At 43.5% G+C, this 14,556-nt stretch carries 13 protein-coding genes; 6 read left to right on the top strand and 7 right to left on the bottom strand.

The window, feature by feature from the left end:
• The first annotated feature begins 138 nt into the window (after positions 1-138).
• Together KIH87_RS06065 and KIH87_RS06070 are read left to right on the top strand one after the other, a co-directional pair.
• Positions 139-1,713, top strand: a complete 1,575-nt coding sequence (locus KIH87_RS06065) for an HD domain-containing phosphohydrolase (RefSeq protein WP_232360643.1) — start codon at positions 139-141, stop codon at positions 1,711-1,713.
• A gap of 22 nt (positions 1,714-1,735) precedes the next feature.
• Positions 1,736-3,679, top strand: a complete 1,944-nt coding sequence (locus KIH87_RS06070; protein ID WP_232360644.1) for an MHYT domain-containing protein — start codon at positions 1,736-1,738, stop codon at positions 3,677-3,679.
• 234 nt (positions 3,680-3,913) lie between these two features.
• Here KIH87_RS06070 and KIH87_RS06075 read toward each other — a convergent pair whose 3' ends face one another.
• A complete protein-coding gene (locus KIH87_RS06075; RefSeq protein ID WP_232360645.1) occupies positions 3,914-4,309 on the bottom strand; it encodes a hypothetical protein in 396 nt (131 codons plus the stop codon).
• 359 nt (positions 4,310-4,668) lie between these two features.
• Between KIH87_RS06075 and KIH87_RS06080 the strand changes: the two genes are divergently transcribed.
• Together KIH87_RS06080 and KIH87_RS06085 are read left to right on the top strand one after the other, a co-directional pair.
• A complete protein-coding gene (locus KIH87_RS06080) occupies positions 4,669-5,019 on the top strand; it encodes a type II toxin-antitoxin system RelE/ParE family toxin (RefSeq protein WP_232360646.1) in 351 nt (116 codons plus the stop codon).
• Positions 5,020-5,021: 2 nt separating this feature from the next.
• Complete coding sequence (locus KIH87_RS06085; RefSeq protein ID WP_232360647.1) at positions 5,022-5,354, top strand: hypothetical protein; 333 nt, start codon at positions 5,022-5,024, stop codon at positions 5,352-5,354.
• A gap of 19 nt (positions 5,355-5,373) precedes the next feature.
• On the opposite strand, the gene KIH87_RS06090 is transcribed toward KIH87_RS06085, so the two are convergent.
• On the bottom strand, positions 5,374-5,634 hold the full coding sequence (locus KIH87_RS06090; RefSeq protein ID WP_232360648.1) for a GIY-YIG nuclease family protein: 261 nt from the start codon (positions 5,632-5,634) through the stop codon (positions 5,374-5,376).
• Between the two features lie 326 nt (positions 5,635-5,960).
• Between KIH87_RS06090 and KIH87_RS06095 the strand changes: the two genes are divergently transcribed.
• Positions 5,961-7,859, top strand: a complete 1,899-nt coding sequence (locus KIH87_RS06095; protein WP_232360649.1) for an MAC/perforin domain-containing protein — start codon at positions 5,961-5,963, stop codon at positions 7,857-7,859.
• 186 nt (positions 7,860-8,045) lie between these two features.
• On the top strand, positions 8,046-8,552 hold the full coding sequence (locus KIH87_RS06100; protein WP_232360650.1) for a hypothetical protein: 507 nt from the start codon (positions 8,046-8,048) through the stop codon (positions 8,550-8,552).
• Between the two features lie 57 nt (positions 8,553-8,609).
• On the opposite strand, the gene KIH87_RS06105 is transcribed toward KIH87_RS06100, so the two are convergent.
• The 5 genes from KIH87_RS06105 to lipB all read right to left on the bottom strand — a co-directional run bounded on the left by KIH87_RS06105 (position 8,610) and on the right by lipB (position 14,554).
• Positions 8,610-11,762 carry an nSTAND1 domain-containing NTPase gene (locus KIH87_RS06105; protein ID WP_232360651.1) on the bottom strand — a complete coding sequence of 1,051 codons (3,153 nt, stop codon included), beginning with the start codon at positions 11,760-11,762 and terminating at the stop codon, positions 8,610-8,612.
• Between the two features lie 269 nt (positions 11,763-12,031).
• Entirely contained in the window at positions 12,032-12,286 is a 255-nt protein-coding gene (locus KIH87_RS06110) for a GIY-YIG nuclease family protein (protein ID WP_232360652.1), read from the bottom strand.
• Positions 12,287-12,300: 14 nt separating this feature from the next.
• Positions 12,301-12,543, bottom strand: coding sequence for a type II toxin-antitoxin system Phd/YefM family antitoxin (locus tag KIH87_RS06115; RefSeq protein WP_232360653.1), 243 nt, complete (start codon positions 12,541-12,543; stop codon positions 12,301-12,303).
• A 318-nt stretch (positions 12,544-12,861) separates the two neighbouring features.
• Positions 12,862-13,848 (bottom strand): lipoyl synthase, encoded by a 987-nt coding sequence (lipA, locus tag KIH87_RS06120; RefSeq protein WP_232360654.1) that lies wholly within the window; start codon positions 13,846-13,848, stop codon positions 12,862-12,864.
• 37 nt (positions 13,849-13,885) lie between these two features.
• Positions 13,886-14,554 carry a lipoyl(octanoyl) transferase LipB gene (lipB, locus tag KIH87_RS06125; RefSeq protein ID WP_232360655.1) on the bottom strand — a complete coding sequence of 223 codons (669 nt, stop codon included), beginning with the start codon at positions 14,552-14,554 and terminating at the stop codon, positions 13,886-13,888.
• Positions 14,555-14,556: the final 2 nt, after the last annotated feature.

Consider the following 14,556-nt stretch of genomic DNA (forward strand, 5'->3'; position numbering starts at 1 on the left):
ACTCGAAAAGTGTTCTTATTTGTAATTGTTCTTAATTCCCCAAAAACGCTTTCGATGACATAAAAACATTCACCCTCTTTTTATCTGTTTTTTGATTTGTTTGCTATCTTTTGAAGAAGACATTGCTTGGGAGGTATTATGTTTTCCAAGTCGAAAGACACTGCTAGAAATTCCGAGACTCTAGTTGATTCAACATCTTCTTCAATTAATACCAATTCGGTTTGGCGGATGATGATTGTTGATGATGAACCTGACATTCATACCGTGACAGAGATGGCGCTGCAAAATGTGGAATTTGAAGGGCGCAAGCTAGAGTTTATCCATGCCTATTCAGGCGAAGAGGCTAAAGCGTTAATCGTTAAAGAGCCGAATATAGCGCTTATTTTGCTCGACGTTGTGATGGAAACGCGTCACGCCGGGCTCGATGTGGCTCGCTTCGTAAGGGAAGACGCTAAAAACTCACTGGTTCGCATAGTGCTACGCACTGGTCAGCCGGGTGATGCGCCTGAAGAGTCTTGTTTTATTAATTACGATATCAATGACTACAAGGAAAAAACTGAGCTGGATCGAAAGCGCCTGTTCACTACTGTGCTTGCTTCCGTGCGAGCCTATCGGGATTTGATGAAGATAGAGCAGGATCGAAAATATCTGGAACAAAACAAGTTGGGTTTGGAGCGGGTGATTTCGGCTTCCAGTTCGCTGTTCGAGACTCGTTCGTTGGAAAAGTTTGCCAGCGGCATCCTGCAACAAATTACCTCTGTTCTTTTTATTGATAGCGAATCGTATTTAATGCAGAGCAACATGGCGACTGCATTAGCTGATGATCCTGAACATTGGAAGATTGTTGCCTCTTCTTCCCCAAGCAATGCTTCAGGCAAAGTCTCTCCTGAAAATATTTCCTATTACATTGAACAGGCCTGTAAAACCAAAAAATCCTCATTTATTGATCAGCATTTTGTTGGCTATTTTGAAGCCAGGAATGGCAAAAGCACCATCATTTTTGTGGAAAACTGTGGCGACCTGGATCCGCTAAGTAAACAGTTGCTGGACTTATTCTCAATGAATGCCTCAATTGCTTTTGAAAATATTAATCTGGAAAAGGAAATCACAGATGGTCAACAAGAGCTGATATTGCGACTCGGGGAAGTGCTGGAAGGGCGATCCAAAGAAACCGGAAATCACGTTCGCCGTTTGGCTCATTTAAGCTATTTATTAGCGAAAACCATAGGGTTGAGTGAGGATGAAGCCACGCATATCAAGCTGGCTTCACCCATGCACGACATGGGAAAAATCGCAATTCCGGATGCCATTTTGATGAAACCTGGCAAGTTAAGCGAAGAAGAATTTGAACAAATGAAGTTTCATGCAGAAGCGGGCGAGCAAATTCTATCCACTTCCAAACGTCCTCTTTTGATGTCGGCAGCGGTTATTGCCGGGCAGCATCATGAGCGTTTCGACGGTACTGGATACCCTAAACAATTGAAAGGCGATGAGATCCACCTTTATGCGCGTATTGTTGCCATTGCTGATGTGTTCGACGCACTAATGCACAAACGATGCTACAAGGAGCCATGGGAACTCGACGACGCACTGGAAGTCATTAAACAGGGAAGGGGAACACATTTTGATCCTGAATTAGTCGATGCATTTTTAGGTGTAATACCGGAAGCAGTAAATATATTACACAGATATGAAGATCGGCCTAATAGATGAGCCACTTTTTGAGTAACGCATAATGCTGGAACACTTACTGCATCATTTCCATTTTACCTGGTCAATTCCAGAGTCATCTCAACTGCTTCCAGTCACCTACAATTTTTGGCTGGTTGTTGTTTCCTACGTAATTGCTTTGTTAGCGGGTTATACCGGATTTAGCGTTTCTCAGCTTGCCAAGGCACAGAGCGATAATCAACAGTCGTCACACAAGTTGATACTGGCAGGAAGTATTGTCATGGGGGTGGGAATATGGGCTATGCATTTTATTGCCATGCTGGCTTATTCCATAGGGGAGCCCATTCACTACAATGCAGCGATAACGCTGGTTTCCGTCTTCCCCGCCTGTATCGCCTCTTATGCAACCTTAAAGGCGATCAGTAAATTAACATTCAATGGTAAACAAAAGGTTTTGTATGGGTTGATCATCGGCCTGGGAATAGGAGTGATGCATTACATCGGCATGGCTGCTATGTATCATGACGCCCGCTCTGTCTATCATGTTGGCTATTTTGTTGCATCGGTGGTGGTGGCATGGGTTTTGGGAGTTGTTACGCTGAACCTGAGAACATCTGCTTATCTTGAGTCTATTCTACCTACTCGATGGTTAATGCTGGTTTCGGCGGCATTATGGGCACTGGCCGTGTGTGCCATGCACTATACCGGCATGTATGCCATTTTCTACATGCCCGGCGCTGGAGTTGAAGTGACTGAAGGGATTTCGTCTCAATCGCTTATCTGGCCCGTTTCTATTGCCAGCTTTTTACTTATTATCGTCACACTGGGTTTCCTTTCTATCCAAAAACGATTACTCATCGCCTCTGCCGAAGCGACATACAACAAAGAGCGTTTACTTGAGGCAATAGAGGAAATGAGTGACGGTTTTTTACTGTCCAGTGAAAGCGGTGACACCATTATGGTTAACCAAAACCTGTCTCGTGTGTTACCGGGAGCGGAAAATTTCACTAATAGAAAAGTTCAGGAATTTATTCACTGGTTATTGGATACCCAAAGCCTTTCATCCCTTAAAGATGATAAGAGGAACGAATTTAAACAAGTCTTGTTATTGCACAGCTCATTGCCATCGCCATTGGAATTTCAATTACAGGACGAACGCTGGATACAGGTAAAGCAAAGCCAGACCCGCTCAGGCGCAACCATGCGCATGTTTTCCGACATTACAGAGCGCAAGAAAACTCAGGATGCCATGTTTGAAGAAGACAAAATGGGCTCACTTAGCCGCATGGTTGCGGGTGTGGCTCACGAAGTGAATACGCCATTAGGGATCTGTTTAACGCTCTCTTCACAATTTGAAGCCGAAACTCAAAATATCACCCATACCTACGAAAACGCCGAAGTCAGCCAGGAACAGTTTGAAGGTTATTTACATAATATGGCGCGAATATCGGATCTGTTACTCACGAATATACGCAGAGCGGCAAACCTGATCAGCAGCTTTAAACAAGTAGCCGTAGACCAATCAATATTAGAAGTTGAAACTATTCAGCTAAAACCCTACACAGAAAAGATTTTTACGGCACTGAAATCAGAGTACAAGCGGTTTAATCCCGTGATTGAAATTAATTGTGACGAGGAGTTTAAGTTTGAAACTCTGCCCGGAGCCTATTCCCAGGTTATTATGAATTTGGTTAAAAATTCAGCTCTTCATGCGTTTGAAGGGATCGATGAGCCTAAAATGACTATTGACGTTAAGCCCGATAAAGAAAACGTACACATTGTTTATCGCGATAATGGCGTGGGAATGACAGAAGAAACCTTACAAAAAGTGTTTGAACCCTTCTACACCACCAAACGGCAAAAAGGCGGAACCGGGCTGGGAATGCATATCGTTTTCAACCTGATCACCCAAAAGCTCAAGGGTAAAATTCGTGTTGAAAGCCACCAGGGGCAGGGCAGCGCGTTTTACTTCACCTTGCCTTTGTCGTTGCAATCGGTTAGCGCTTGAGGTTTTTTATTTATTGAACATGTTATGTAACCAATGTGCCCGGTTTGTACATGTCAGGGAAAGCATGGAATAAATGTTCCTTGCTTGTCATGCCACACGTTGATGTAGCATCCAGAGGATCATCATGAGATTTCCCAAGTCCCCATTTCTTGAAAATAGAAGAAATGGGGCTGAGACGAGCAGCGTAGAGCAGGGCTGAGCAGCGCAGAGCAAAGCAGCCGAGTACGGAAGACGTTACAGAGCGTTATCTACCTCACGCTTTTCCTTATCATCATCAGGCTCATCTGAAGAGCGATTTTGCAGCTCTTGAAACACGACTGTCGCAGAAGCCGATAAAAAAGCGAGCAAGGCTCCCAAAATAATGTTGAACGACTGCGACGCAAGCTCCTGTAAATCGTTGGACGAGTTCGCAGATTCTTCCATCAGAGAATTGATAAGTGAATCGGTATCCGCATCTTTTTCGGGCTCGACAGCGTATTTTTTCTTAATTTCCAGAAATTCACCCACCATACTGTCGGCTTCATTAAAATATTGCTTGGTAAACGCCACCTGACCAATACCGACCAGCACCAGCAAATAAATACTTAAAATAAAGAACCAGACAAAAATGGAACGACTCGTTAGTTTCATGTTGCAAAATCCAATGTGATATTGAAACCGCAAAACTTACTTTGAGAGCGATTTGTAGACTCTGGCGAATGGATTAAAAATGCGGTGGTTCTCCTTCATTCTTGGGTACGGGGGATCTGTGAATGATTATGAGTCAGGGGCAAAACGCACTGATTTTTTAGGGCGAGCTTGAGCTCGGCTTCGATTTTCTTCCGTAATTGGTAGTTTAAGAATGCTACCGATGGGTATAGATGGAGAAAGACGGACTGAGCTGGAAAGGGATGAACGAGATCAAGAGCATTGCTGATTTATTAATAATAATAAGTTGAATATATCAATAATAACGTTTATGTTATTTTCAACAGGGAGGTTGAGTTGAAATGATGCCAGTTGTGAAAAGAGTGGCTAAAGAATATCAAACAGAAAAGGGGAAAGCGCCCTTTAGGGATTGGTTAAAAGGATTACGTGATGTTCGAGCCCAGGCAAAAATTACCAAGGCGATTAAGCAAATGGAAGCCGGGAATTTTGGTGATCACAAGGCATTGTCTAATGCTAATGGTTTGTATGAAAGACGCATTCACTACGGGCCGGGTTACCGGATCTATTTCATCGTCGAAGGGGACTCGGTGATTTTACTTTTTTCCGGAAGTGATAAATCCGATCAAAAAACCATGATTGCACAAGCAAAATCTTATTTGCACGATTACCAATCTCGTAAAGAGAGCGATTAAATATGGCACTGACACGTGAATTTAAACAAACCGTAATGGAACTTTGTAAAGATCCTGACTATCGCAAAGCCTTACTTTTAGAAGCGCTGGAGGCTTATCTGGAAGGGGATATAGTGGTGGGTAACAGCCTGTTAAAAGATTACCTTAATGGCACTCAATCATTCGAGGAAATGGCTGAAAAAATGCAAATGCAAGAAGCGGGTTTACGCAGAATGGTTAGCCCTAAAGGAAACGCCACAGCTAAAAAGCTATTCACCTTGTTCAAACTGTGCCAGCACAGGGAGGGGATAGAATCCGCAGAGCAGCTACTCAAAGTGCAATTAAAAGCAGCTTGATAGAACTAGCCAAACCTCATCAATTTTCCGCTATCAACACCAATTTTTCCTTGCGGGAGAGCGCCTTAATCTGCATTTCCCGTTTGCTTGCTTCTGAACGGCTGGCTGCTTCCTCTCGATAAACGTCCACTACTGGCCTTCTGGTTCGGGTGTATTTCGCACCTGTTCCGGCGTTGTGCTTATCAATACGCGCAGCCACATCTTTTGCTATGCCTGTGTACAGAGTGCTATCGGCACATTGGACTATGTAGACGAACCATTTATCTGTTGCAGAGTTCACTTTTTAGACTTGTTAATTTGTGGATGCTAGCTGCCATTATGCATTTTATGTTTGCAAAAATCATACTCAAGTCATGGGGGCTGTTAGAGCTGGAGCTTAAATTTTAGTCAACTGAAATTGGATAAATGCAGACCAGAGAAAATCATGAAGTGCTCTATAGCCCTTATTGGATAAGGGGGTAAAGATTAAGGGAGGAACTTGGTAAGAATTAGCAGGGAAACGGTAAGGTGTTTTGTGACCGTATCTTTCAAATTAAAAGCGTCTCCAGGATTTACCGGAGATACAAATGACTTGTAATCAGTTATTAATTTGAAAGGAAATTAATCATGAATAAAGTAACTACCAGTGCACCTAAATGGCTTCCAGGTTTTACCAATCCAGTTGCAAATGCGTTTAACATGAAAGACTGTGATTTTATGGGTAAGCCGGTCTTTCAACTTACTGCCAGTGGTAACAAAATCGAATACGGCGAGCCTGGAAAGCTGCAGGAATATGATGTGCCAACGGGTGTCGCTATTGGTACCTCTACTCAGAGTTATTCTCAGAATGAAACTACGATAATGGGAACTAAAACAGAATATGATGATCTGTTTCAGGCTAATATCAGTGGCGAGTATACCGGGGTTAATTTTTCTGGTTCTTTTAATTCAAGTTTAATGCTGCATAGCAACCTTTTTATGGATGCCAACACCCAGTATTCGTTGAACTGGAAGGTATTAAAAACCTATAGCATTGAGCGCCATATCAGCGATATAGCCGTTACTCAAGATTTCTGTTCGGCAGTTCAGGAGCTGGAAGCAAACCTGACGAAAGAAAGTTGCACTATGTTCTTCGAGAACTATGGTACCCATTTTCTGGTTAAAGCCGGATTTGGCGGGTATTTTGTGATGGAAACCTCTATTGCTGATTCATTAATACGTACCCAGGGCAATCAAAAAATTACTGCGGCGCTCGAAGCCGGATATAACGGTATTCTTAATTCAGGTACCTTAACGGCTTCAATGGCATATGAGTCTTCTCAATTCTTGCAAGACAATAAGGAGAGTATCGATATCTCCATTAAATTTTTGGGAGGGCTTAAGAATACTGATGAGAATGCCTATAATTCTTCTATTTTCTCTCTTCCTATTCCACTGATGTCAGATCCCAGATCGAAAATGACATTAAGCTTGATCACCTCTCTTTTTGATTTAGTGCCTGGATTAGCTAACCCAACTGCTTTGGTTGATGCTGTTAACGGGTATATTCGTGATTATGTTGGCAATGCCGAACTCGCTGACGGTACTATTGGATTCCCGCATCCAATAAAAGATGATGTTATGTATGCAAAAACCAATGATGGTTTTGTTATGTCAACCCTTATGATTGCGCAGAATGGTAACCGTGGATATGCTGAAACCTATGCCGGAGATTTACCAAGCCCCACGACAATTCCTGGTTGCTCATCTGTGCATTTTTTTACGGGTAGTGATACCTGGGTTCCCTATGCGAGTGATTTGGTTCCTGTTAAGGCGGAGGATCATTTCCGCACTGATTTGGTGAATACGTGTGGGCAACCCAATGCCATCTTCAATTTTTCAAGCATTGAAGGGTTTAATCTGGGCGAGATGACAGAAATTGACTTATCTCATCCTAATTCATCAGGCGTTACCACATATTCGGCTGCATCATCAGGTTTTGTGCTTTTGACAGTGCAAACTGTCAATAATGGTGACAGAGGTTGGGCAACAGTTGAACAGGGTGATAATAAAGTGGGATCCTCGGTACACTTTTTTACAGGTGGTGATACCTGGGTGCCTAAAAACAGTAGTTGTTTGCCAGTGAACAGCGGAGATGTCAAGATTACTTGTACCAGTACCTCAGGTGCACCTGCTATGCAGGCTTTCTTTATACCCATGAATGGCGCATTGACGTTTGGAAATGGGTTTGCTGTTCCTAACAATGTAGATTACACCACTGATACTCCAGGGTTTGTGATTGGATATCTGGATGCGGCAAATAATGGTGATCGCTCTACGCTTAAGTTATTGAGTGGTCCGACTATTGGGCATGTGGATACTGTCAGAGCGGCTACATCGATGCACCTTTATGGCTCTAACGACACATGGGTACCTAAAAATTCTCTGACAGGGCCTTTTGATCAAGGTGAAGTCTTTAATGCCAATTATCAAGCAACGTCTGGTAATCCAAATTTGACTTTGCGTTTTATTCCTATTGTTGCCTAATCAGCATCTCAGCGCCCTTGATTGGGCGCTTTTCCACATTGGTTGTCAATAAACGCTTGGCCTCAACTGCAATATTCATCGTAAAGAACAGCTCTAGGTTTAAATAATCTATTTTAGGCCGATACCCATTTAAGCGGTACGTTTTTACCGAGTATCTAAGACAAAGAAAAATAAGAAGGAAATAAAATGATTGCTTATCAACTTGAAGTTAAAAAGGTAGCAAATTCATCTGAGCCTAAAGCTGGTGACTACGAGTACAAATATTCCATTTATACGCGAGAAGGGATCCAAGGTTTAGGTGATGATCCCAAGATAGACCTGAAAACGACAGAACTTGTGGGATTTTCGTTAGCCAATATTGAGAGCGATAAACCGGAGATGAATCTGAATTGTGTAATGGTTAAATTACTCTATTTAGAGACAGATAGTGGTTACAAACCTCTACCTGATAGCAAATGGCAGGAAGAATTTCCAATAGTAGGAACTAATGTTGATCCTAAAAAGGATTTTAATGTATTTAAGCCAAACGATTACTCTTTGATTATCGTTTGTAAAACGCCTCCTCCGGGAACCGAGAAATTTTTTATAACAAAATTGGTGATAAAAGATACTTTGCATCAACCGAAGACGGGGGAATTTTATCTGGATTGCGATCCACAAATAAAGAATGACCCATCGCAGACCCAACCCTAATCTCAACGAAGGTTATGAAATGGATGGAGATTATGACAAGAAGAAACTTATAAATTCTTAATGTATATCTTCATCCTTCCAACGCATTGTCAATTCAGGGTAGATATTGGCATAAACCGGGTTTGAAAGTAATGATTCAGCATTAGGTAGTTTGCCAATCAATCTGCCTAATGCCCACTCTAGAATAGTGCCTGAACGTTTATGGGTATTAGAAGTTGACCAGCGTAGCATGTCTTCATAAGCCAATGTGATTAAGTTATCAATATCCACCAGAGCCAGTTTGTTATCGGATGGATATAGCTTTTTAATTAACAGCAGATAAGCAAATTGGCGTTGTCGGTTTATGTCGTCAAGATCATAGGTTTTGGCTAAAGCAATGCCTTGATCCAGAAGCGAATGTCCCGACTGTATTTGCCCCATCGCCAACAATATTTGGCCATGTTCAGTAAGAATATCAATTTCCTTCTCAACGATTAGGGAAGCATGACTATCGGAGGCTTTCAGGATACTTTGCTGATTAATTGCCTGTTGTAATACCAGCAAGGCTTGATCATAGTTCCCTTCAAGCCGATGGATTCGAGTGGTTAGCACTTGTGCATAGATTAGGCGTCGTTTGGTTATTGCATTTTCCGGGTCGTGTTTTACCAGCACATCAAGTCGAAGAATTGCGCTGGTAAGGTGTCTTAAAGCCTGTTCTCTGTTGCCAGAATCAAATAACGCTTGCGATAAACGCAATTCAATAATCACCAGATTTGACATTAGTCCGTAGTTATCAGGAGCTTGCCTTGCTACAACAATCATCATGGCTAGTGACTCTTTATAAATCGTCAGAGCTTCCTCATAGTGCCCTTTGGCTTCTGCCACAGAAGCAAGCCAGCTCAAGGTATCGGTATATTCATCTCGATACACCAGATTGTCTGGGGCTAAATCAATCAGGTCGGTTTTAATCTTTTTCGATTCCGTAAAGTAGGATTCAGCAGCATCCAGTTTGCCTTGCTTTAATGCGATGGAGCCCAGGTTATTCAATGCGTAAGACTTTTCCAGCATCCAATTGGTGTTTGTTCCATTAATGTGAAGTAAACGGTCGGCCATGTCGCGGTAATCACTGAAATAATTGGTGGCGCGATCAAAGTTCTCTTGCTCATAATCCATATAGCCAAGCCAAAAGTTGGCATAGATGGCTTTTTCAAGAGACAAACTGTAGTGCGGGCTCGTTTCGGTAATATAGGAAATGGCGTGTAAGCTTTGCTCGAAGTATTTTCGGGCATCGACGAAGGTGTTTTTCTTAACAGCCACTTCACCCAGAATATTCAATGCGTCGGCTAATTGAACCAGTGATTTACCGGATAAGTTATCGATACCGGCCTCATTAAAATAATCAACAGTTTGGCTGCCCACAATATGCAGTAAATCAAGTTGACCCAGAGGTTCCAATTTGCCTTTGAGGTCAGACAGGATAAATGAGATTAATTGTTGAGCATTGTTGCGTGACTGACTTATTTCCGTGTTTTTCCACTGCAAAGATAGCGTCAAAAATACTAATGCAATAACACTGGCAGACAAGGTCGCCCATAATCCTGTGCGTTGCGCCCGCATTCTGTTGGCTCTATTTTGGCTTTGCTGCAAAAAGACTTTTTCATCTGTAGAGAGGGGGATTTCTTTAAGCGAATCTAATTGCAGAGCCTGTTGCAACGGGCGCTTAGAGGTGAACAGGAAATCGGGATTGCGCTCGTGAGCTAGCCAGCGCTGTGTTGCCACTGAAAGATCTTGTCGAATATAGAGAATAGGAGAATAAACCTCGAACCACTTTACGGCGTTAGGCCAGCACTGTAGTAAATCTGGCGAGGACAAACTGAGCTTTACAGGCTCTGTGGCTGAGCAGCTTAGTAAACCTGATTTGAGCAATTGCCTTGCCAGATTCTGCATGTCTTTTGATAAAGACTGGAATTCAACTTGCTTTAATTTAGGTTTAGGGGATATGTAGGACTCTGTCCCAATGAGATGAAATAGCAGAGGATCTAAATATTGAAGGGCATCCTTCGATAATGATTTTATGGCTTGGTCAGCAATACGACTCCAACAGCCAGCTATTCCACCCATATCCTCAAACGCCTGACAAGTAAGCATAGATTCCGAGCGGTTGGAGTACAGTTGTTCAAGCGTAGATTGGGTAATCAGCAGGGCATTGTTTGACTGTTTACACCCTTCCACAATAAGAGCGCTTAAACTTTTCTGTCGCTTGCCACAATTGTCTATTTGTAGACCCGCTGCGCGACTCGACTTCTCAATGATTTGGTAAAGTTCAGTATTATCGACGCTGGGAATAGCGACATGGCGAATATCAACATGAGCCTTTTCATGTCCCAGAGTGTGGTTTAGAACTGATGTAAGTTGTGTTTGATTCAGTATGTCTGTGCAGCTTAGTACGATACTGCCTTGAAGCTTTATTAGAGTCAGCAATGAATGTATCAGTGATACATGAAGAGTTGAGTCGACGACATTTTCAACGTTGTCGATAAATATTATCGCCGGAGCCTGACGATTGACATTTGCCGACGCTATTGCTGTTAGTTCGGCATCTGCTTTAGCGATATCAGTACAATCAATTTCATGAACAGTGCAGTCTTGTTGGTTTTTCGCAGTAACATGACGCTTAATTGCGGGTAAAAATCTGGCATTCAACAAAGAGCTTTTGCCACTATTAGATGGCCCATATAGGTTAAACCACCCTCCGCCTTGGAGACTAAATAGCCAACCCAATTGCTGTTCTGCAAAATGCTCTCTCCCAAAATAAACCGCTTCGTACATCTCCGTGTAGGCCGATAAGCCAGGATAAGGGCACCCCTCATTCCAACTCACTACCTCAACGGGGGCAGATGTTGATAAACCCTTTACCTCAGCCACCACCATATACCCTTTGCGAGAGACGGTTTTGATATAGCGACAGTCTTTAACTGAATCCTGAAGAGCCTTGCGCAGTTGCGCAATCGTCTTTGATACGGGGGAATCACTGATAAACTGACCAGGCCAGCATTCAGCTACTAATTCATCATTACTGACCAAACGCCCCGCATTTTGTGCGAGATACACAAGTACCGACATTTGCTTGGGTTGCAAAGGGACACTCTCGCCATGAAGAGTGATGGTCGCTTTTTGGGGCTCGACAAGTACGCCACCCAGAAAAAAGGATTTGAGGAACGTATCTGTCATAACTGAGAGTAGCCTTAACTGCGGTTGTTTTCGTTGGCATTATGAATGAACCCTCATAGCGGTTCAATGGCCTGAGAGTGTTATGGCGGCAACACCCTAAACCGACTTTATTTGGCTTTTATTGGTGCCAAATTGCTATTGCCTGGAACTGACTTGATATAAAGGCTAGAAAGATTGGCAACTGTATTGCTAAACCGTATACACGTTCCAGTTTGAGTTTTGCGATTCATAGACGTTTTTATACGCTTAGTATCAATTAGCGCTGTAAGTCACATTATCAGTGTCAATTTTTCCTTGCTGGAAAGCGTCTTAATCTGCATTTCCCGTTTGCTTGTTTCTGAGCGGCTGTCTGCTTCCTCTCGATAAACGTCCACTACAGGCCCTCTGGCTCGTGTGTATTTCGTGCCTGTTCTGGCGTTGTGCTTATCAATACGAGCAGCCACATCTTTTGCAATGCCTGTGTATAAGGTGCTATCGGCGCATTGGACTATGTAGACGAACCAGGGTTCTGAAGTAGAGATCATTGGGTAATATGAAATTAAAGAGCGTTGAGAAAGGTTTCACCATCGACAGCGGCTCCACTATGCAAATCTTTTTTAGCAGATTCACAACAGTGTTTCAGGTATTCAAGCTTCATTGCTTCGAGTTCTTCAAAGTCTTTCATAGACATGACAACAACGGTGTTTTTACTATTTTTGCTAACGTTCACAGGCTCATATTGAGCACTTAAAAGCAGCTCTCCAAAATATCTCTTGGCATCATTTGCGGTGAGTGTTTGCATGATCAAGCTCCGAAATCAGAAATTACGCACGAATATAGTGTATGAAACGATTTGTTCAAAATGATTAAATTGTGCGATTTTTCTGAGTTGTTAATTTACAGGAGCTTCAATCGGCATCATTTGGAGAGGGGCGTCTTTGGTGCTCTTAGTACCAAATAGCGTTAGAAAATGAGTCAGCAGTACCATTTAGCGTTGTGCAGTACCAAATAGCAATGTGCAGTACCAAATAACCTTGTAATTCACATGATATTCTGACATCGTTTTGAAGTCTCTCAGTACCATTTAGCGTTGTGCAGTACCAAATAGCGATGTTCAGTATCATTTAGCGTTGTAATTCACAACCTCTTCTCCTGCGGCTTGCTTATCTGCATGGTAGCTCGATCGCACCATAGGGCCGCAGGCTGCGTGGATAAAGCCCATTTCACGGGCATCAGCGTCTAGCTGGTTAAATTCGTCGGGGTGGACGTAACGCTTGACCGGGTAGTGGTGCTTGCTGGGTTGCAGGTATTGACCCAGTGTTAGCATGTCTACGTCGTGCGCGCGCAGGTCTTTTAATACTTCGCGAATTTCGTCGTTTTCTTCACCCATACCCATCATTAAGCCGGATTTGGTTGGAATGCCGGGGTAGAGGGCTTTGAATTTCTGTAGTAGTTCCAGTGACCACTTGTAGTTAGCGCCTGGGCGGCATTCACGGTATAGGCGTGGAATGGTTTCCAGGTTGTGGTTGAATACGTCGGGCAGGCCGTCTTTGAATATTTCAAGGGCTCTGTCCATGCGTCCACGGAAGTCGGGAACCAATACTTCAATTTTGGTTTGTGGGCTGTGCTCACGGATGGCGTTAATGCAGTCTACAAAGTGCTGTGCGCCGCCGTCACGCAGGTCGTCGCGGTCTACCGAGGTGATAACCACATATTTCAGTTTCATCTGTGCGATGGTTTTACCCAGTTTTTCTGGTTCTTCTGCGCTTGGCGGCAGCGGTTTACCGTGGGCGACATCACAGAATGGACAACGGCGAGTACAGATTTCGCCCAGTATCATGAAGGTGGCTGTGCCGTGGTTAAAGCATTCGGCTAAATTGGGGCAACTGGCTTCTTCACACACGGAAAACAGCTTGTTCTCACGTAAGGTGCGTTTGATTTCGTCAATGCGGTCTGTGGAGCGAGGCAGCTTGATTTTGATCCACTCAGGCTTGCGCAGCATTTCTTCTTTTTCAGTGGGAATAATGGTGACTGGGATGTGGCGCACTTTGTCTGCGTCACGAAGTTTCTCACCTGCTTTTCTGCGATTGCCTGTTGCTTCAGTCATGTATTCGTTCTCTGTTTTTAAATGAGTTCTGATGAGCTCAGATGAATTCTGACAATTCAGACTGTTCAGAATTGACGTTTTCTATGTGTTCGATCTTTAAGTGGGAACAGAAAGCTTTCACTAACTGTTCACCTGCATCTGTAAGCGTGTTTACTCCGCCTAATCGGGCGCTATCTGTCATTTGCATGCCAGCGTAACCGCAAGGGTTAATGCGCTGAAACGGCGACAAATCCATGTTGACGTTAAACGCCAAGCCGTGGAATGAACAGCCTTTTCGAATTCTCAGCCCGACCGAACAGATCTTTTCTTCGTTTACGTATACGCCCGGTGCGTCTGCTTTGGGGTAAGCTTCTATGCCGGATTTTGCCAGCGTTTCCACCACACATTGTTCTAATGCGGTAACGGCTTCTCGCACACCGATTTTCAAGCGACGCAAATCCAGCAGTACGTAAAGCATTTGCTGACCGGGGCCGTGATAAGTCACCTGACCGCCTCTGTCTACCTGAACGACAGGGATATCGCCTGTTGCCAGAATATGCTCTTCTTTACCAGCTTGCCCTTGCGTAAAGACGGGGTCATGCTCAACCAACCAGATTTCATCTGATGTGTTTTCGTCGCGTTGATCGGTAAAGGTCTGCATCGCCTTCCAAATAGGAATGTAGGAGCGGCGACCCAGTTGGCGAACAATGATGTGGTTAGTTGGCATTG

The sequence above is a fragment of the Paraneptunicella aestuarii genome (assembly GCF_019900845.1).
In the GTDB taxonomy this organism is placed as follows: domain Bacteria; phylum Pseudomonadota; class Gammaproteobacteria; order Enterobacterales; family Alteromonadaceae; genus Paraneptunicella; species Paraneptunicella aestuarii.

Coding starts and splice junctions, on each gene's coding strand:
- KIH87_RS06095 (WP_232360649.1), top strand. CDS start 5,961: ATGAATAAAGTAACTACCAGTGCACCTAAATGGCTTCCAGGTTTTACC.
- KIH87_RS06110 (WP_232360652.1), bottom strand. CDS start 12,286: ATGATCTCTACTTCAGAACCCTGGTTCGTCTACATAGTCCAATGCGCC.
- KIH87_RS06080 (WP_232360646.1), top strand. CDS start 4,669: ATGATGCCAGTTGTGAAAAGAGTGGCTAAAGAATATCAAACAGAAAAG.
- KIH87_RS06115 (WP_232360653.1), bottom strand. CDS start 12,543: ATGCAAACACTCACCGCAAATGATGCCAAGAGATATTTTGGAGAGCTG.
- lipA (WP_232360654.1), bottom strand. CDS start 13,848: ATGACTGAAGCAACAGGCAATCGCAGAAAAGCAGGTGAGAAACTTCGT.
- lipB (WP_232360655.1), bottom strand. CDS start 14,554: ATGCCAACTAACCACATCATTGTTCGCCAACTGGGTCGCCGCTCCTAC.
- KIH87_RS06100 (WP_232360650.1), top strand. CDS start 8,046: ATGATTGCTTATCAACTTGAAGTTAAAAAGGTAGCAAATTCATCTGAG.
- KIH87_RS06075 (WP_232360645.1), bottom strand. CDS start 4,309: ATGAAACTAACGAGTCGTTCCATTTTTGTCTGGTTCTTTATTTTAAGT.
- KIH87_RS06065 (WP_232360643.1), top strand. CDS start 139: ATGTTTTCCAAGTCGAAAGACACTGCTAGAAATTCCGAGACTCTAGTT.
- KIH87_RS06105 (WP_232360651.1), bottom strand. CDS start 11,762: ATGACAGATACGTTCCTCAAATCCTTTTTTCTGGGTGGCGTACTTGTC.
- KIH87_RS06070 (WP_232360644.1), top strand. CDS start 1,736: ATGCTGGAACACTTACTGCATCATTTCCATTTTACCTGGTCAATTCCA.
- KIH87_RS06085 (WP_232360647.1), top strand. CDS start 5,022: ATGGCACTGACACGTGAATTTAAACAAACCGTAATGGAACTTTGTAAA.